This window comes from Clostridium sp. NSJ-49 (assembly GCF_014287725.1).
Lineage (GTDB): Bacteria > Bacillota > Clostridia > Clostridiales > Clostridiaceae > Clostridium > Clostridium disporicum_B.
Window position 1 is genome coordinate 92,205 of the sequence record NZ_JACOOP010000005.1, and the last position, 20,226, is coordinate 112,430.

General features: G+C 26.4%; 16 protein-coding genes and 2 CRISPR repeat arrays. Of the genes, 15 read left to right on the forward strand and 1 reads right to left on the reverse strand.

Annotation, left to right across the window (positions count from 1 at the left end):
- The first annotated feature begins 8 nt into the window (after positions 1-8).
- From H8S10_RS02930 to H8S10_RS18245, 12 genes are all read left to right on the forward strand, one after another.
- Positions 9-1,970, forward strand: a complete 1,962-nt coding sequence (locus H8S10_RS02930; protein WP_186837894.1) for a DNA polymerase — start codon at positions 9-11, stop codon at positions 1,968-1,970.
- A gap of 18 nt (positions 1,971-1,988) precedes the next feature.
- Complete coding sequence (locus H8S10_RS02935) at positions 1,989-4,364, forward strand: virulence-associated E family protein (RefSeq protein WP_186837895.1); 2,376 nt, start codon at positions 1,989-1,991, stop codon at positions 4,362-4,364.
- Positions 4,365-4,790: 426 nt separating this feature from the next.
- Positions 4,791-5,489 (forward strand): CRISPR-associated endoribonuclease Cas6, encoded by a 699-nt coding sequence (cas6, locus tag H8S10_RS02940; RefSeq protein WP_186837896.1) that lies wholly within the window; start codon positions 4,791-4,793, stop codon positions 5,487-5,489.
- A 12-nt stretch (positions 5,490-5,501) separates the two neighbouring features.
- Entirely contained in the window at positions 5,502-7,298 is a 1,797-nt protein-coding gene (locus H8S10_RS02945; RefSeq protein WP_186837897.1) for a type I-B CRISPR-associated protein Cas8b/Csh1, read from the forward strand.
- Entirely contained in the window at positions 7,291-8,268 is a 978-nt protein-coding gene (locus H8S10_RS02950) for a type I CRISPR-associated protein Cas7 (RefSeq protein WP_186837898.1), read from the forward strand. Before H8S10_RS02945 ends, H8S10_RS02950 begins: the two co-directional genes overlap by 8 nt.
- A gap of 3 nt (positions 8,269-8,271) precedes the next feature.
- Positions 8,272-9,003 (forward strand): type I-B CRISPR-associated protein Cas5b, encoded by a 732-nt coding sequence (cas5b, locus tag H8S10_RS02955; protein WP_186837899.1) that lies wholly within the window; start codon positions 8,272-8,274, stop codon positions 9,001-9,003.
- Between the two features lie 38 nt (positions 9,004-9,041).
- Positions 9,042-11,627 (forward strand): CRISPR-associated helicase Cas3', encoded by a 2,586-nt coding sequence (gene cas3, locus H8S10_RS02960; RefSeq protein WP_186837900.1) that lies wholly within the window; start codon positions 9,042-9,044, stop codon positions 11,625-11,627.
- A 123-nt stretch (positions 11,628-11,750) separates the two neighbouring features.
- Positions 11,751-12,160: a CRISPR direct-repeat array (repeat unit 30 nt; unit sequence GATTAACAATAACAAGAGTTGTATTTAAAT).
- A gap of 122 nt (positions 12,161-12,282) precedes the next feature.
- Positions 12,283-13,575 carry an ATP-binding protein gene (locus H8S10_RS02965; RefSeq protein ID WP_186837901.1) on the forward strand — a complete coding sequence of 431 codons (1,293 nt, stop codon included), beginning with the start codon at positions 12,283-12,285 and terminating at the stop codon, positions 13,573-13,575.
- Between the two features lie 166 nt (positions 13,576-13,741).
- Positions 13,742-14,233, forward strand: coding sequence for a CRISPR-associated protein Cas4 (cas4, locus tag H8S10_RS02970; RefSeq protein ID WP_055268087.1), 492 nt, complete (start codon positions 13,742-13,744; stop codon positions 14,231-14,233).
- 9 nt (positions 14,234-14,242) lie between these two features.
- Complete coding sequence (gene cas1b, locus H8S10_RS02975; RefSeq protein WP_055268089.1) at positions 14,243-15,241, forward strand: type I-B CRISPR-associated endonuclease Cas1b; 999 nt, start codon at positions 14,243-14,245, stop codon at positions 15,239-15,241.
- Positions 15,241-15,531 (forward strand): CRISPR-associated endonuclease Cas2, encoded by a 291-nt coding sequence (gene cas2 / locus H8S10_RS02980; protein ID WP_055268091.1) that lies wholly within the window; start codon positions 15,241-15,243, stop codon positions 15,529-15,531. Before cas1b ends, cas2 begins: the two co-directional genes overlap by 1 nt.
- Positions 15,532-15,723: 192 nt before the next feature.
- Positions 15,724-16,472: direct repeats of the CRISPR family, unit length 30 nt; unit sequence GATTAACCTTAACAAGAGTTGTATTTAAAT.
- 20 nt (positions 16,473-16,492) lie between these two features.
- Positions 16,493-16,621: a hypothetical protein gene (locus tag H8S10_RS18245; RefSeq protein ID WP_279287138.1), complete on the forward strand. Its 129-nt coding sequence runs from the start codon at positions 16,493-16,495 to the stop codon at positions 16,619-16,621.
- Between the two features lie 331 nt (positions 16,622-16,952).
- Here H8S10_RS18245 and H8S10_RS02985 read toward each other — a convergent pair whose 3' ends face one another.
- Positions 16,953-17,291, reverse strand: a complete 339-nt coding sequence (locus H8S10_RS02985) for a helix-turn-helix transcriptional regulator (RefSeq protein WP_186837902.1) — start codon at positions 17,289-17,291, stop codon at positions 16,953-16,955.
- Positions 17,292-17,553: 262 nt separating this feature from the next.
- Between H8S10_RS02985 and H8S10_RS02990 the strand changes: the two genes are divergently transcribed.
- From H8S10_RS02990 to H8S10_RS03000, 3 genes are all read left to right on the forward strand, one after another.
- Positions 17,554-17,745, forward strand: a complete 192-nt coding sequence (locus H8S10_RS02990; RefSeq protein WP_055267884.1) for a helix-turn-helix transcriptional regulator — start codon at positions 17,554-17,556, stop codon at positions 17,743-17,745.
- Between the two features lie 186 nt (positions 17,746-17,931).
- Positions 17,932-18,273 carry a hypothetical protein gene (locus tag H8S10_RS02995; protein ID WP_186837903.1) on the forward strand — a complete coding sequence of 114 codons (342 nt, stop codon included), beginning with the start codon at positions 17,932-17,934 and terminating at the stop codon, positions 18,271-18,273.
- 417 nt (positions 18,274-18,690) lie between these two features.
- Positions 18,691-19,857: an ATP-binding protein gene (locus H8S10_RS03000; RefSeq protein ID WP_186837904.1), complete on the forward strand. Its 1,167-nt coding sequence runs from the start codon at positions 18,691-18,693 to the stop codon at positions 19,855-19,857.
- Positions 19,858-20,226: the final 369 nt, after the last annotated feature.

The window sequence follows — 20,226 nt, forward strand, 5'->3', positions numbered from 1 at the left end:
GAGGTAGTATGAGAATTTTATCTATAGATATAGAAACCTATTCTGATGTTGATTTAATAAAAAGTGGTGTATATCCTTACACCGCTTCTTCAAATTTTGAGATTCTTTTATTTGCGTATGCCTTTGATGATGAAGAGGTAAAGATAATAGATTTAGCTAATGATGAAAAGATACCTACGAATATATTAGAGGCTATTGAAGATAAAAATATAATCAAAACTGCCTTTAATGCAAACTTTGAAAGAGTATGTTTAGGTAGATTTCTTAATAAGAGTTTATCATCTAAGTCTTGGAGGTGTACAGCGGTACATGCACTTTCTTTAGGTTTACCATCATCTTTAGAAGCAGTAGCAGAAATGCTAAATTTAGAGCAACAAAAGATGAAGGAGGGGAAAGCGCTTATAAAATATTTTTCAGTTCCTTGTACTATTAGAAATGATAAAAGTCAGTATAGCCTTGAAGGGCAGATAGGTAAATTAATGAGAAATTATCCTAAGGATTCTTTAGAAAAGTGGGAGCTTTTTAAGAAATACTGTATTAAGGATGTAGAAGTTGAGAGAGCTATAAGAAAGAAGCTTGAAAGATTTCCTGTTATAGAAAATGAACATAAGCTTTATGTTTTAGACCAAGAGATTAATGATAGAGGTATTTATATAGATATGGAGCTTGTTACTAAAGCTATAAGCTGTGATGAGCTTTATAAAAATAAGTCCTTGAATGAAGCTAAGAATATTACTGGACTTAGTAATCCTAATTCAGTTACTCAGCTTAAAAAGTGGTTATATGAAAAGGGAATTGAAATAAAGTCATTATCAAAAGTTAATATAAAAAAGATATTAGAAGATTGCGATGATGATGTAAGAGAATTATTAGAACTTAGACTAAAGTTATCAAAGACCTCTGTTAGAAAATATGAAGCTATACAAAGAGCTGTATCTAAAGATTTTAGAGTTAGAGGATTGTTTAAGTTTTATGGTGCAAATAGAACTGGAAGATGGGCAGGGAAGCTTGTTCAGGTTCATAATCTTCCTCAAAATCATTTAGAAGATATGGATTCAGCTCGTAATTTAGTCAAAGAAGGAGACTTTTTAAAATTAGAAGATAAATTTAATAATATACCACAATTATTATCAGAGCTAATCAGAAGTGCATTTATCCCAAAGAAGAGTGCTAGATTTATTATTGCTGACTTCTCTGCTATAGAAGCGAGAATACTTGCATATATTGCAGATGAAAAGTGGAGAATTGATGTATTTAAATCACATGGAAAGATATATGAAGCTAGTGCTAGTAAGCTTTTCAAAGTACCTATAGAGATGATAACTAAAGAGTCGAATCTTAGAGTAAAGGGTAAAGTTGCAGAATTAGCTCTTGGATACGGGGGAGGAGTAGGAGCACTTAAAGCTATGGGAGCTCTTGAGATGGGAATTGAAGAAGATGAACTTCAAGACCTGGTAAATAAATGGAGATTGTCAAACTCTAATATAGGTAGACTGTGGTGGGCCATACATAAAGCTGCTATAAATGCTTTAAAGACTAGAGAAGTCAATATAGTTGGGTATATAAAAATATATTATCAAGGGGACATAATGTTTATTACATTGCCTAGTGGTAGAAAACTATCATATGTTAAACCGAGAATAGAAAAGAATAAATATGGTGGAGATTCAATTACATACGAAGGAGTTAGTGCAGCTAAAAAGTGGGAAAGAATCGAAACATATGGGCCAAAGCTTGTAGAAAACATAGTACAAGCAATAGCAAGAGATATACTTGGTGAAGCTATGATTAGATTAAGAGATAAAGGCTATGACATAGTAATGCATGTCCATGATGAAATAATAATAGAAGCAAAAGAAGGACAAGGTTCCTTAGAAGAAGTTATAAAAATAATGACAGAAACTCCTATCTGGGCAAGAGGACTACCACTTGATGCAGAAGGTTTTGAAAGTAAATATTACAAAAAGTAAAGAGAGGATTGATTGTTTATGATTATAGCTATTGGTAATTCAAGAAGAGATAAAGTTTTTAAGAATGTAGATATAACTTGGGAGCAGTTTTTGAATAAAGTGTCTAAGACAATAAGAACTGTTGAAACTGTAGGTGAATATGGCAAAATGAATAAGGCTAAGAAGGATGATATAAAAGACGTTGGAGGCTTCGTAGGAGGAAAGCTTAAAGATGGTAGACGTAGCAAAGATTCTGTTGAGTTTAGGTCTATGTTAACCCTTGATTTAGATTATGCAGAAAATGATTTATGGGAGCAAGTAACAAAAAGATTTAAGTTTGCCTGTTGCATTTATTCAACTCATAAGCATAAAAGAGACAAGCATAGATTACGACTTATAATACCTTTAAGTAGAAATGTAAATGCTGATGAATATACAGCAATAGGGAGACTTATAGCTTCAGATATTGGAATAGAGCAATTTGATGATTCAACATACGAACCAGCAAGACTTATGTATTGGCCATCAACATCTAGTAATGGTGAGTTTATATTTGAAAAGCAGGATGGAGAGTTTTTAAATCCAGATTCTATACTTTCAAGATATGAAGATTATAGAGATAGCAGTAAATGGCCCATATCATCAAGACAAAATAAAGTAATCAAAAATAACATTTCACACCAAATGCAGGCTTTAGCCAAACAATCAAATCCATTAGAAAAAGAAGGCTTGATAGGTGCTTTCTGTAGAGCATATACTATGGAAGAAGCCATCGATAAATTTTTAAACCATATCTATAAACCAAGTCTAATAAAAGGCAGATATGACTATATTGAAGCAGACTCAACATCAGGCTTAGTCATTTATGAAGATAAATTTGCCTATTCACATCATGCCACAGATAAGGCTGCAAATGTTCTTTGTAACGCCTTTGATCTAGTAAGAATCCACAAGTTTTCAGAGTTAGATGCAAATATTGATGAAGATACAAGAACTTCAAGATTACCTTCATTTAAAGCAATGCGTAAATTTTGTACTAAAGATGAATTAGTACAAAAACAAATTACTAATGAAAAGATGAAAGATATAGGACAAGAGTTTGGAGAGCTTGAAGATAATGATAATAAACTAGAAATTGATTTAACAGGTGAGATAAAAGATACGTTAAATAATATAGTTAAAATATTAAGAAATGATAAAAACTTACATGGAATAGCTTATAACAAACATAAAGATATGTTGGATGTAAAAGGTAAATTACCTTGGATTAGATTAAAGGAGGGGTGGAACGATTCAGATTTAGCTTCATTAAAAATATATTTAGAAAAAAAATATAATATATGGTCTCCAGCAAAATTAAAAGATGCTTTATTAGCTGTAGCAACAGAAAGAGCATTTCATCCTGTAATAGATTATTTAGAAGATTTAGAAGAGTGGGATGGAAAAGAAAGATTAGAAACACTATTAATAAAATATTTAGGGGCAGAGGACAATGCCTATACGAGGGAAGTTACTAGAAAAACATTAGTTGCAGCTATTGCTAGAGTGTACGAACCAGGAGTTAAATTTGATTCTGTACTTATTTTAAATGGTAAACAAGGAATGGGAAAAAGCACATTATTCTCAAAGCTTGGTGGTAAGTGGTTTTCTGATAATTTAACTTTAGAAGATATGAAAGATAAAACAGCTGCCGAGAAATTACAAGGTTTTTGGATTATGGAGCTTGGAGAACTAGCTGGTATGAGAAAAGCTGAAGTTGAAAATGTAAAATCATTTATAACAAGAACAGATGATAAATATAGAGCAAGTTATGGAGTAAATGTAGAAAGCCATCCAAGACAATGCATTATTGTAGGTACTACAAATAATAAAGGAGGTTTTTTACGAGATGTTACTGGTAATCGTAGATTTTGGCCAGTTACAGTGGATCCAGATAAAGCGTTAAGTTCACCTTGGGACTTAGAAGATGTAGATAAAATATGGGCTGAAGCTTTATATGTTTATAAACAAGGAGAGGAACTATATCTAAAAGGAGAGGTGTTAGAAATAGCATCTAAAGAACAAAGTGAAGCTATGGAAAGTGACGATAGAGAGGGGCTTGTGAGAGAGTATTTAAATAAACTACTTCCTAATAATTGGAGTAGTATGAACTTATATGAAAGAAGGAAATTTCTTAATGGAGATGACTTGGTAGGAGGCCAAGTTGGAACGGAAAAACGAAAAGCTGTTTGTTCCATGGAAATATGGTGTGAATGCTTTGGAAAAGATGCGTCCAGTCTTAAAAAATCAGATTCATATGAGATAACAGCAATAATGTCTAAGATAGAAGGTTGGGAACTTTATTCAGGGAATAAAACCAATACTATGAGATTTCCTATATATAATAAACAAAGAGCATTTGTAAGAGTGGAATGAGCATAGGAATGAGGTAGGAATGAGTTTAAAAATAAAAAAATATAAATATAAGAAAGTTAATAAGCCAAAGAAAAATTGGAATGAGCGGAATGAGAATTACGGTTATTCCAGTTATCATTCCTATGTAAACAAATGATATTACTAGTTTATAGCCTTTTGGAATGAGTGGAATGAGAATTATATATGAATTAAAAAATATATGATACTAGTAAATATGCATACACGTACATACACTTAGGAGTTTTAAAGTAGTTTATTCAATAACTCATTCCACTTGTTTTCTGAATTAGAAAGCTTAGTGCTTAAGAGGATTAGAATTAATTCATAATAAGTAAAACTATAAAAATTAATAGACAAAATATTCTGAACATAAATGGTAAAAATAAACATTAATGTGGTAAAATATAGAAGGAGGTGTAAATTTATATGGAATTTAGAGTTTATGAGATTTCGGTTAAGAATTATCTGTTAAAAAATATAGATAAAAATAATATGTTTGAAGTTATATCAGAAGTTATAGATTCAACTCTAAGCAGAAATAAAGAGTTTTTAGAGTTTCATAATAAAAATTGTTACAAAAATTATTGTAATAATGGATTTTATCCATTAGAAACTGATGGAATTTATAAAGAAGACAATATATATACATTTCAAATAAGAACTATAGATGAAGATTTAGCAAAATATCTTATTAAAAATTTAGCTAATACTTCAACTAAATTTATTAAAGTGTTAAAGACTGATATTAAAATCATAAGTAGAAAGCATATAGATAAGGTATTTTCAATTACTCCGATAGTTATTAAAGATAGTACTGGCTATTGGAAAGGAAATATTAGCTTAGATGAATTTGAAAATAGGATTAAGACTAACTTGATAAAAAAATATAATAGCTTTACTGGTGATAAGATAGATGAAGATTTTGAGTTTTACACAAGATTTGAGTTTAAAAATAATAAGCCAATAGCAGTTAACTATAAAAATATTAAGTTACTAGGCGATAAGATTCAACTGAATATTGCAGATGATGAAATATCTCAAACTATAGCCTATATGGCTTTGGGAACAGGTTTAGGTGAGAATAATTCTAGGGGAGCTGGATTTGTAGGATTTAGGTGGTTATAGGGAGGTGAAATATTGTTAAAGGAAAGTTTAGAAGTTTTTAAAGAGCAACTAGATAAACATGGAGATAAACTCATATTAGATAATTATACTCCTGCAGATGGAACTTATCTGATAATAGGAACTGATAAAGATGAATTTTATATTAAAGATGAACCTATAGAAGTTAAATTTGATAAAAAAAATAGAAAACTTAATTTGTCAGAAGTTAAGTTAAAGAATATAAGAATATATGATTACAACAGTACTCTAATTACAATGAATAAGCCAATTGACGGTAAAAAGATAATACACAGTAATAATTATTTATCATTTTTTATAAAGAAAGATAAGTTTCCTACAGCAAATGATAAAGATAAAAAGCTTACTAATGAAATAATAGATGGATATTATGAGATATTAGCTAATCCATATCTAAAATATAAGTCAGGAAAACCTAAAGAGATATATAAAGAAGTCGAAGAAGAAATTGGTGAAGTAAATATTGAGTTACTTAATAAGATAAAGGAATGGATAAAAGAAAATATTTTTGACTTAGGAAGTGAATATCCAGGTAAAGATTATTTAAAAATATTTTTTGAATATCCAATAGAAGATTATCAAAGAGAAAACAAAAGATATATAATTCCTAATATCTATAATAAAAATGATTATAATGAGAAAATAGAAAACGTTTTATATGGATTACCTAATGATAATATGGGATTAAATTCAAAAAAACCTTATTTAGAAAATAAGACTAGAAAGGTAAAAGTTCCTTACCTCATTGATAGTAATGAAGTTTTATTACAAAAAAAGTTTTTTGATTATCTAATGAATTTCACGGCAGAAGGAAAACTTAATGTGTACATTGATGATGAAGAAATTGATCCTAAGAAGAATGGAGAGCTTCCAGACCAAGGATTTACTGGTAGTTTCTTTAGAATAAAAAAAGGAATGGAATTAGAAATTCAAAATTATGATAAGATAGTTGGATATTCTGATGTTTTAAATAAAGAATTAGTATTTGAAAACGTATTAGGAGTAAAGGAATCAGCAGATGATGGTTTTGAATATGGATCATTTAGAAAGAAAGTAGATATTCAAAAAATACTTGATAATATATTCTTTTCAAAATTCTTAATAAACAATTATTTTACTGATGCTGGAGATATATCAATAAAAGATAATAATCAAAAGAAAAATTTATTGATATCAAGAGAAGCTATTTTTAATTGGTTATATAAGGATGGATTAAAGGAAAATAAAAAATCAAATGAAATAGGATATTTATTAGGTAAGGTATCTGTAAGTTTAGTAAAAGGGTCAATAGAAAATGGCTATATACAAAAAGCGAGCAAACAGTTTAATTTAAGATGTGCGTTTAAAGGATATTTTGAGGGAGGAAAGAGTATGGTAGATATAATCAAGGTTGTGAAAGATAATTTAAGAAATAAGGTAAATGCTGAAAAAGTTACTGAAAGCATTTCTGAAGATAATGAATACTATTTTGCAATAGGTCAATTAGTAAGTTATTTTATATCAAAGAGTAAAGGTCTTAAGAGACCATACCATTTAGTAAGGCCATTTATTAATACAAATAATAATGAAGTAATAAAAAATAACTTAAGTAAGTTATATAAAAAGTATAGCTATGATCCTAAATTATATTCACTAAGGTTTAGAAATTTATATGCTATGGTTTTATCTTATACACCTGAAAATAAGGTAAATCAAGATATGATTATGGCAGGATTTCTGCACAGTAGTTTAATTTATGAAAGTAATGAAGATGAGATAATTGAGAATATGGAGGTTCAAGGTAATGAATAAGAGAGTATATGGAGTAATTGGAATATCATCAAAGATGGCTAATTGGAATGCTGATTTTACAGGATATCCAAAAACAACATCTAATGGAGAGGTTTTTGGAAGTGATAAAGCTTTAAAATATCCTATGAAAAAGATGTGGGATGAGAATGGAGAAAAAGTTCTTTATATAAAATCTATGAAATTAAGCCAAAAGGAAGATAAGAAAAAAGGCATGGTAGAATCAATATTAGTACCAAGAACTTTAAAAGAAAGATATGAACAAATATTTTCGGTAGAAGATTTAAAGAAGACAAAAGATACAGCAGAAGTATTAAAAAATTTATTTAACTCTATAGATATAAAAAACTTTGGGGCAACATTTGCTGAAGAAGGAAATAATATATCAATTACAGGAGCTATACAAATAGGGCAAGGATTAAATAAGTATGAAGATACAGCAGCAGATGAGCAGCAAATATTATCACCATTTAGAGATGGAAAAGACTTAGAGAAGAAGCAAAAGAAAGACGAAGATGCAGAAGAAGCGAAAAATTCAACTCTTGGAACAAAGATTGTAAGTACAGAAGCTCATTATTTCTATCCATTTTCAATAAATCCATTAGCATATAAAGAATATAAGGAGCTAGGAGTAACTGAAGGTTATACTGAAGATGATTATAAGAAGTTTAAGAATGCTGCTTTGGTATCAGCTACATCATATGCAACTAATGCCAAGATAGGCTGTGAAAATGAATTTGCATTATTCGTAGAAACAGAACAAGACTTATATTTACCTAACCTTTCTCAATATGTAAAGTTTGAAAAAGGTGATAATAAGGATATTATAGAAGTTAAATGTGGAGAACTTTTAGGTAAGTTAGGTAATAAAATTAAAAGTATTGAAGTTTATTATAATCCATATACAACAGAAATTGAATCAGATATTGAAGGAGCTAAGCTTTTAGATATATTTACACAAACAGAGGTATAAGATATGAAGGTTCTAAAATTTAGATTATATGGAGATAATGCTTTCTTTAAAAAGCCAGATGTAAATACTTATTTATATTTTACTTATTCCAATATTCATAAAGTAGCTTTACTTGGAATATTAGGAGCAATAGTAGGATATAAAGGCTATAACCAAATGAGTAAAACTGATAAATATCCTGAATTTTATGAAAAGCTAAAAGATATAAAAGTTGCCATAGAACCTGAAGAAGGTTCGAGAGGAGATTTTTCTAAGAAGATTCAAATATTTAATAATTCAGTTGGATATGCATCACAGGAGCAAGGTGGAAACTTAATAATAAAAGAGCAATGGCTTGAAAAACCCTCTTGGAATATATATGTCTTGGTAGACTCAAAAGATACTGAAAAAATTTGCGATTATATAACAAATTATAAAAGTATATTTATACCGTACTTAGGCAAAAACGACCATATAGCTAATATAGATGAAATAGAGATATATGAATCAGAAAAAGCTGCTGATGAAATAGAAAGTATAGATTCTTTATGTCCTAAATCTTATGTGAATTTTGGTGATAGTGTAGCTGATATGAATTATATGCCATATAAGTACAAAGAAAATTTACCTATAAGACTTAATGAAAAAACTAATATGTATGAATATGAAACATTTATATATACCAATATGGAAATTTACGATATAAATACAGATGAAATTTATACTGTAGGTAATAAAAATATAGCATTTTTCTAAGGAGGGGTTAACCCTCCTTACATTATATGAGGTGATATATGGAATATTTAGATAAGAGAGAAATTATAGATTTCAGCGAAATAGTAAATAGTAAATATAACTTTTATGCTCATAAAAAATCAGTAGGAAATAAATATGAGTATGAAAAATTAATAAATCATATAGATTTATCTAATAAATATTTCTTTAAGATTTATGATGCAAAAAATTTAGATACTATACTCAAAAATTTTGAAGAAAAATTTTTAAGAACTGTAAGTATAGAAGGAAAAGAATTATTTAGAAAATTATTGGTGAATATAGTTAACTTCCATGATGTAGGTAAAATAAACCCCATATTCCAAAAAGATAAAATGGATAATGAACTTTTTGAAACAGATAATTTTAAGAACATAAAAAGTAAACATTCAATAATTTCATCAGTAATTTATATTGATTATTTTTTAGATGAAGTAGAAAGTTTACAAGGCAAAAGCAAAAAAATGCTAAGGAAACTTTTATACTTGAACGCTTATTTAATATCAAAACATCATGGTGATTTAAGTCAATTTGAAAAATTTATAGCTAGCTTTAATAAAGATGGAGAAGATTATGGTGATGCTAATAAAGCTATATCAGTATTAAACGAATCTTACAAAGATGTATTGTGTAATGAGTTTTCTTTAAATAGTACTAAAGCATGGAATATAGGAGATGCTGCATTAAAATATTTAAAAAAACTAGATAAAGAAGATTCAATATATCTATATACTTATGGACGATTAGTATTTTCCATACTTTTAGCCTGTGACTTTTACTCAACATCTGAATTTATGAGTGGAGTAGTTGTATATGATTTTGGAGAAATATCAGCCATAAATGAGTTTTATGATGTTTATAAAGATACAAAAATTTATAAGCGTATAAGAAAATATGAAAAAAGTAATTATGGTAAAAGAAAAGACTTTTCAGATGAAAAAAATATAAACGTATTAAGGACAGAGATGTTTTTAGATGCAGAAAAAATTTTAAATGAAAATAAAGATGGAGAAATATTTTATCTAGAAGCCCCAACCGGTGGAGGGAAGAGTAATATTTCTACTAATTTAAGTTTTAAGTTAATAGAAAATAATAATAGCTTAAAAAAGATATATTATGTTTCACCATTTAATACTTTGGTAGAGCAAAATCAAGCTAATTTAAGTAAAATTTTTGGAGATAAAAAAGAAGTTTTAAATAAGATAGCTGTTATCAATTCTGTTACAGCTATAAAGATGGAAGAATTAAAGGAGGATAATATCTTAGATGAAGAAGAATTTAAAAAATATGATGAAGCATTATTAAATAGGCAGTTTTTGAATTATCCATTTATTTTAATAACTCATGTTGGGATCTTTAATACAATGTTTAATAATGATAAAAAATCGATATTTTCATTTCATCAACTTGCCAATAGTGTAATTGTATTAGATGAAATTCAAAGCTATAAGCTAGAAATATGGACAGAGATAATATCATTCTTAAAAGTATTTTCAAAGTTATTAAATATAAAAGTAATTATAATGTCAGCAACATTACCTAATTTAGATTTATTAACTGAAATAAAAGGTCAAACAGTAAATTTAATAGAAAATAGAGAAAAATATTTTACTAATCCACTTTTTAAAAATAGGGTAGAGGTGAATTATAATCTTATAGATAAGGAGAGAGAAGAACTTTTAGAGCATATAACAATTCAGGGTAAAAGTAAAAAGAAAATCTTAATGGAATTTATAAAGAAAAAAACTGCATATGAATTTTATAAAGAGTTAATAGATAGAAATTTAGAAGCTAAGGTGCTTTTACTTACAGGGGATGATAACTCAATAGATAGAGCAAAAATATTAAAAGAAGTAAAAGATAAGGATTTAAATCATAATGGAGTAATACTAGTTGCAACTCAAGTTATTGAAGCTGGAGTAGATATTGATATGGATATAGGGTATAAGGATATTTCTAAATTAGATGGTGATGAACAATTTATGGGTAGAATAAATCGTTCATGTCTAGATAAAGGAATAGTATATTTCTTTAATTTAGATGAGGCAGAAAGTATTTATAGAGGGGATTTTAGAGCAGAGAAAAAATATTCGCTTATAAATGAGTGGGTTAAAGAGATATTAATATCGAAAAATTTTAATAAGTATTATGAGAAGATACTTATAGGATTAAAAGAAAACTATAATGATTCAACAAGAGAAAATCTAAATACTGAAAGATTTTTTAAAGAAGATGTAGGTGGTCTAAAGTTTTCACAGGTAGCAGAAAAAATGAAATTAATTGATGATACTATGGAAAGACAGTCAGTTTATCTTGCAAGAGAAATTCCATTAGAAAATGGAGAGGTTTTAGATGGTAAAGATATATGGAATCAGTATATAGAGTTATTAAGAGATAATAAAATGAAATATTCAGAAAAAGAAGTGAAACTATCAGATGTTAGGGCTAAGATGAATAACTTTATATATGAGGTACAAAAAAATAACAATATAATGCCAAATGAGATTGTTGGAGATCTTTATTATCTTGAAGATGGTGAAAGTTACTTCAAAGATGGCAAGGTAGATAAAGAAAAATTAATAACTGGAATAGGGGATTTTATATAGATATTTACCAAGTGAAATTATATAGTTATGAGGGTAGATATTAGGATTTGTATAGAGTTTAGAATAAAAAAACTTAAGTTTTTAAATATTGATTGCTGCTTGGTAAAAAATTAAAGATGCTAGATATAGCAATAAGCTAAGTTGATTAAAATATATAGAAACTTTGAATTTTCTATGGATTAACAATAACAAGAGTTGTATTTAAATTTTGTCTTACGACCACCAATTTCAATTTGTCGTCCGATTAACAATAACAAGAGTTGTATTTAAATAACATATTAAGTGCTAAATTTTTATAACGGTTAAAGATTAACAATAACAAGAGTTGTATTTAAATAAAGATAAGTAAACACTATCTTCAAGTAATGTATGATTAACAATAACAAGAGTTGTATTTAAATCCATCTCTGCCTACTCCTACCATTTATTACCAAACAGATTAACAATAACAAGAGTTGTATTTAAATTAAGTTTATTAGGTGGAGGATTAGGATCTTGAACAAGATTAACAATAACAAGAGTTGTATCTAAATAGATATAAATTAAGAATAAATGTATTTAAAGAAAGTATATATGTATATAATAAGAATAAGTTGATAAAAATGTAGATAGAGCGTAAAATTAAGTTATAAAAAGTGTTGTGAGGTAACATTAAATGGAACGTAAAGTTTTAAAATGGTTAATAAATTGGAAGAATAGTTCTAATAGAAAGCCTTTAATTTTACAAGGGGCAAGGCAGGTTGGAAAGACGTATTCTGCATTAACCTTTGGAAAAGAGTATTATGATTCAGTAGTATATTTTAACTTTGAAAATAATAGAGAACTAATAAAAATATTTGAAAGAGATTTAGATCCTGAAAGAATAGTAAGAGAGCTTTCTATTAATGCTGGAAAAAGTATATTTAAAGAGAAAACTTTAATATTTTTTGATGAAATACAGGCATGTGAAAGAGCATTGACGTCATTAAAATATTTTAATGAAAATGCAAATGAATATCATATAATTGCTGCTGGAAGTTTACTTGGAGTTGCTGTGAATAGAGAGCAGTATTCATTTCCAGTAGGAAAAGTTGATTTAAAAACTTTATATCCGCTTGATTTTGAAGAGTTTTTAATGGCTATGAATGAAAAAGATTTAATTAATATTATAAAAGAATGTTTTAATAATGATACAGAATTATCTTTGCATAATAAGGCTATGGATATATATAGAGAGTACTTAGTAATAGGTGGAATGCCTGCTGTAGTTAAGGAGTATATTGAAAAGAAGGATTTTGATTTTGTTCTGGCAACTCAGAAAGGTATAAATGATTCATATGTTGCAGATATGGCTAAATATGCAACACCAAATGAAACCACTAGAATAATGGCTACATTTAATAGTATTCCAGCTCAATTAGCTAAGGAAAATAAAAAATTTCAATACAAGGTTATAAAATCAGGAGCTAGAGCTCATGAGTATGAAACACCTGTAGAATGGTTAAAATCTTCTGGAGTAATATTAAAATGTATAAAATGTAATGAAGGAAAATTACCTTTATCAGCATATAGTGACTTTAATTCATTTAAAGTATATATGACTGACACAGGATTACTTTGCTCTAAATTTGGAATACCGGCCAATGCTGTTTTGTCAGAAGGAGTAGTGTTTAATGATTTTAAAGGTACATTAACTGAAAATTATGTATGCTTTACGTTGAATGCTAATGGATATATACCTTATTATTGGGAATCTAAAGGAAGTGCAGAAGTAGATTTTTTAATTCAAGATAAAGATGGAAACATAATACCTATAGAAGTAAAAGCAGCAGAACATGTAAGAGCAAAGAGTTTACAACAGTTTATAAAAAAATATCAGCCTAAATATGCAATAAGAGTATCTGCTAAAAACTTTGGCTTTGAAAATGGAATCAAGTCAGTTCCACTTTATGCAGCATTTTTAATTTAGATATTTTATGTTAATAGTATTTGAGAATAAATATAAATTAGAGCCAATAAAATCAATAGTTTTATTGGCTCTAATTTATTTTAATAAGGTGATTATATATGCAATTTCGTGGAAATCATTATAGATAAGAGGCATGTACAAAAAATGATTTAGGAGATTTGGTGGAATGAAAGTTAATGGTACATTAATAAATTACTATTTTCATTGTAGAAGGCAATGTTATTTACATGGTAATAGATTGAATCTAGAAGATAATAGTGAAATTGTAAAGATAGGTAAAGCTATGCATGAAGAGAAAGCTACAAGTGAAAATTCTGAGATATCTATAGACAACATAAAAATAGATAAGTTAACTAAAGAATATTTAACTGAAGTAAAAAAATCTGATGCTGATGTAGAAGCTGCGAAATGGCAGTTATTATATTATTTAAAGGTATTAAAGGATAAAGGGATTGTAAGAAGAGGTAAATTAGAATGTATTGAAAAAAATAAAAGCGATAATAAGATATTATATTTTGAATTAACAAATGAAATAGAGAGAGAGTTATTGAATTATATTGAAGATATAGACAAATTGCTGACAGGTGGTAAAGTTCCAAAAGTATTAAATTCAGCAAAATGTAAGAAATGTGCTTATTATGAATATTGCTATATTTAAGGAGGAGATATGGGGAGTACTAGATATATAACATCTATGGGGGAGTTAACAAGAAAAGATAATTCTTTATGCTTCAGAAAGAATGGTAAAAATGTTTATATACCAATTGAAAATACAAAGGAAATATATTGTTTAAATGAAGTAAGTATAAATACGAAATTACTAGATTTTTTAGCTAGCAATAATATAGTAGTACATTTTTTTAATTATCACCAGGGATATAGTGGAACATATTATCCAAGAAATCAATATAATAGCGGGAAATTATTGGTAAAACAAGTTAGGAAATTTGATGAAGATAGATTATATGCTGCAAAAGCAATAGTAAGAGGGATAGGAATAAATATAAGTGAAGTTCTTTATCATTATTATAAACATAATAAGAAAGAAGTAAAGGAAACAATAGATTGGATAAGGAAAGAGTTTTTATTAGCTGTGGAAAAGAGTGAAAATATTAATCAATTAATGTCTGTTGAAGGTGAGGTATGGCAGAGATTTTATTCAGATTTTAAATTATTTTTACCTGAAGATTTTATAATGAATAAGAGGGTGAAAAGACCACCAGATAACCCTATAAATGCAATGATATCCTTTGGAAATACGTTGCTATATACTAAGACAATCTCATCTATATATCGAACACATCTAGATCAAAGAATAAGTTTTCTACATGAACCATCAGAAGGAAGATTTTCATTAAGTTTAGATATAAGTGAAGTTTTTAAACCTGTAATAGTTTATAAAACAATATTTGATTTAATTAATAATAGAAAAATTCAAGTAGATAAACACTTTGAAAAGAAGGTTAACTATTGTTTGTTGAACGAAGAAGGTAGAAAAATATTTATAGAAGCTTTTGAGGGAAGATTAGAATCTGTATTTAAGCATCCAAAATTAAAACGAAATATTAGCTATAGGACGGCGATAAAGCTTGATTGCTATAAATTAATAAAATGGATATTGGAAGATAAAGAATTTATTCCTTTCAGTATTAAGGAGGGAATGTAATGTCTAAAAAAGTAAATTATAATTATGCTTTTGTATTTTATGATGTAAAAGAAGAAAGAGTAAATAAAGTTTTTAAAGTATGTAAAAAATATTTATCACATTTTCAAAAATCGGTTTTTAGAGGAGAAATGACACCTTCTAAATTAATAAGATTGAAAAAAGATTTAGATAGAGTTACCGATAAAAATGAAGATTTCATATGTATAATTAAACTTCTAAATGATAATGTATTTGATGAAGAAGTATTTGGTGGAAAATCAATTGTAACAGGTGAGGATTTAATAATATAAAGTATCTAAAGAAATAATTTTACCAAGTGGAACATTATAAAAATATGTTATTAACTAGGAGTAATTCTAGCTTTACAGTAATAATTAATCACTAATGTAAAAAGTAATTAACGGTTGGTAAAAATTTTGTATAAGTAGTAGTTGTAAGCACTTAGCAGTATTGGTAAAATTATAAGTAGGTATTTTACTTTGGATTAACCTTAACAAGAGTTGTATTTAAATTATTTTTTATAAACTGATATATTTAACCCAAACATTGATTAACCTTAACAAGAGTTGTATTTAAATAAAGATAGAGAGTTTATTATTGTAAGATTTTGTTGCGATTAACCTTAACAAGAGTTGTATTTAAATAGACGCTATGGATTATTGCGATATTTATGGTGGTAGATTAACCTTAACAAGAGTTGTATTTAAATATCTTTTCATACAGTTTCTTCATACTTAACTCATGATTAACCTTAACAAGAGTTGTATTTAAATAGTAACGAGTATAATTATCCAAGAAAAAATTATATGATTAACCTTAACAAGAGTTGTATTTAAATTTGTTCCAACATACACATGATTTAGATAAATCTCTGGATTAACCTTAACAAGAGTTGTATTTAAATTTGTTAGTTACAGAATAATCTCCAATTCTTACTCCGATTAACCTTAACAAGAGTTGTATTTAAATGAGTTAATAAGGGCTTTAATAAGAAACGATAAAGAGATTAACCTTAACAAGAGTTGTATTTAAATTTAATAATTCCTTCCAACGCTCCAGTATAATCACCCGATTAACCTTAACAATAGTTGTATTTAAATGAAAGATTTAGCAGATAAATTACATATCACCAGAGGATTAACCTTAACAAGAGTTGTATTTAAATGATTATGTTGGGGGTGGAAAGTTTTTAAGTGTAGCAGATTAACCTTAACAAGAACTAATAATGAAAACTATGAGATAGCTTCTATAATGGCAAAGATTGAAGGTTGGAAATCATACGATAAAAATAAGACGGGAATGCTTAGATTTCCTATATACAATAAACAAAGAGCTTTTGTAAGAGTAGAAGATTACCAGGAACAAGAATATATAGCTTAAGTATGAATAATAAAAAATAAGTGAATTCATGTGCGCGTACACGCATATACACGCGTATAGGAAAAAAGGGAGCTTGTTCCACTTATTGTTCCATATTATAAGTTATAATATGGTTATTAAAGTATAGTTTTAGCTTATGATAGAATGAATCGTATAATAAGGATAATATTTTTATAGATTTTAGAAAGATAAAATAAATGAATAGATTAATAAAATCAAATAACTATTAAAATATGCAAATTAATCAGTCATAATAAATAAAAATATACCTTTATATTAAAACTATTAATATAAAGGTATATTTTTTAATTTTATTATTTTAAGTCTTAGATTATTTTTTTAAATCTCTGATAGTTTTTTTTGCTTTTAAATAATAAAAAAGTTCAATTTTATCTTCATTATCCCAATCTTCAAACTCCATCAAAATAGGTACTAGCTCAGAAAAATCAATTGAGTTATCTGAAGAGGGAGAATTCGGATCTTCTAATAAGTGATACATTGGTATATTTAATGCTGATGATAATATTTTTAAATTATTAATCGAAGGATTGCTTCTATCATGTTCAATGTCACTTAAAAAAGATATTGATAAATTAGTTAAAGCGGATAACTCTTTTAGACTTAATCGGTTACATTTTCTAAATTTTTTCAATCTTTTTCCCAAACTCATAAAACACCTCATCTAAAATACGTTATTTACGTATTTTTCACATTAGATTATAAATCAAATATTTAAGAAAGTAAATAAATGATAAATAATAGTTTTAAAAAGTAAATAAAATTTAATAATTTTTATTAAAAATTAAAAAAGTAATAAAAAATATGTTTTAAAATAAAATAAATGACAAAAAAATACTTTGATAAAGTAAAAAAACACCAAAAAACTTGATTTTTTACTTTGTTAACGTAAAATATTATTTGGGGGTGAAATTTTGGAAATTGGACGTAAAATTAGAGATATTAGAATTAGTAAAAATATTACTCAAAAGAAATTAGCTGAATTAGCAGGTATATCTAATACATATTTATCTGATATTGAAAGAATGCGAACTAGTCCATCAATAAAAACGCTAGGGAGTATAGCAAACTCGCTTGATAAAAATATAAAAGAATTTCTAGATTAGATTTTTATGTATAATTAAATATTAAAAAATATGTTAGATTGCTTTTAAAACTAGTGGTTAGTTTAACTAAAATATTGAAACAAATATAAAACTTTATTTATAAGTGATGAATTATATTATTTAAATGTATATTAAAAAATATTAGATAATTAGATTTATAAATATCTTATTTTTTATTTGCGAGGAGTGAAACATATAATTTATATAATTTATATTGAAGATGATTTACAGAAGAAGAAAAATATTTATTATAGTGAAGATAAAGAAGAAGCTTATTCAAAATTTAATATTTTATTAAATAAATGTATTATTAAAGCATATGAAAGTATTTTTAGGAATGAGAATAATTATATTTTTCAAAGCAATCATTTTAAATCAATATCTTTAAGTAATAAAGAGAAAATCTTGATTAGAACTAAAGAATATGTAATATATATAAATGACAAAGGAAAAATTGTAGGAGCTGTTTCGTTTGTAAATGATTTCAACCGGACATATATAGAAAGAGTTGTTATGGAGATAATTTAAAAATTAAACTTATAATATATTTATTTTAAAATTTAGTTATTTTTAATAATACGATAATAGAAAGTTATAGAATCTAAAATTATAATATACAAGCTATAGTTTAGTTATTTAAATAATAGAGCAATATAAATCTGAGGATTGTTACTGGGATATAGAGATATATTGAATAGTTTTAATAAATAATTAAATATAGTGAAATAAATTGAGATTATCACATATAAGATTTTAAATAGATTAGGACAAGCAGCTTTAATGAATTTAACAATAAATTACAATTAACAGATTATTATCAAAGGAGATATTCCTAATGTTGAATAAAAATACATAAATCATTTAGATTAGCTATTGAAATAGCATTATATATTAGAGAGTATCAGAGATGATATAGGGATCAAAGTATAATAATGGGAGGGTTTTATGAGTGAAAGGTTATCTATAGAGGAAATAGAATCAGTATTAGATTTAATTCCTTTACAAATAGCTTATAGAAATTTAGAAGGAAAGTATATTTATTGTAATAAAAAGTATGCTAGTCAACTTGGAATAAATGAAAGAGAAAAACTTTATGGTAAAAAGTGTGATGAGATTGATGAAATAATATATAACATTAATAAAATAAAAAAAACAGATGATGAAGTAGTAAAAAGAAAAACAGCTATTGAATATGAAGAAGTTATCTATATAAATAATAAAAAGTATATATTTGAAATTAATAAGGCTCCCATAATAGATAATAATAATGTTAAGGGAATATTAAGTTTAAAAAAGCCAATTTCATATAAAGAAGAATTAGATAAATTAAAAGAAGGTTTCTTCTATAATTTAAAACATGAATTTCGAACACCTATAAATGTGATTATAACAACTATACAACTTTTAGAAAATAAATTAAAAGATTTTAATATAAGTGATTATGAAAATTTATTAATGAAAAGTATTGAAAGAATAAGGATAAATTCTTTGAGGATATTGAAGTTATCAAATAATTTTATAGATTTAACTAGCGCATACAATGGTAATACTATATTTAATTTTCATAATTATGATATTGTAAGTACAGTAGAAGATATATGTTTGGATATAAATAATTGTGGGAGATTTAAAAACTTAAGAATAATATTTGATACTGAAATAGAAGAAAAAATAATATCATTTGACAAGGTAAAATTAGAAAGAATAATAATGAATTTAATTTCCAATTCAATAAAATTTAATTATGGAAATAGAATTATAAATGTCACGATATACTTAAAAGATAATAAAGTAAATATATCTGTTAAAGATAATGGATATGGAATATCAGAAAAAAAATTAGAAACAATTTTTGATGAATTTTCTAATTCCGAAAAAAGGTTAAATAAAGTAAATGAAGGTTGTGGAGTAGGATTAGCTATTGTAAAGCACTTTGTTGAGGCACATAAAGGAAAGATTAATGTTAAAAGTGAGTTAGGAAAAGGTAGTGAATTTATAATTGAAATGCCAGATGTGGTTATTGAAGATTTACAGAAAAATACTTGGTTTACTAAAATACATAATAATAGAGAAGAAAGAATTACTATGGAGCTTTCAGATATATATGAATAATACTATCATACAATAAAATTACGTTTTAAAAGTAAAGTTATTTTAAAATATTAAAAGTTTTTTAGTCAATTTTTATGAAGCATAGTATAGAATTTATGAAGAAGGATGAAAAATTAAAAATAACAATAATAAATTAATAGAATATATAAATAAAGAAGAAGCAGTATCTTCAAAGGTACTTCTATCTTATATTTTAATAAATATATAAAATTAGATATAGCTATATATAACTTATTTAATTAAATTATTTATAATATAAATAAAAATTAACTTAATACTGCTATGGAATAAGTATACAGGTCAATGGGATAAGATATCTAGAATGGCTATAATATCTGATGGATATGTAAAAATGGCTAATTTGGCTAT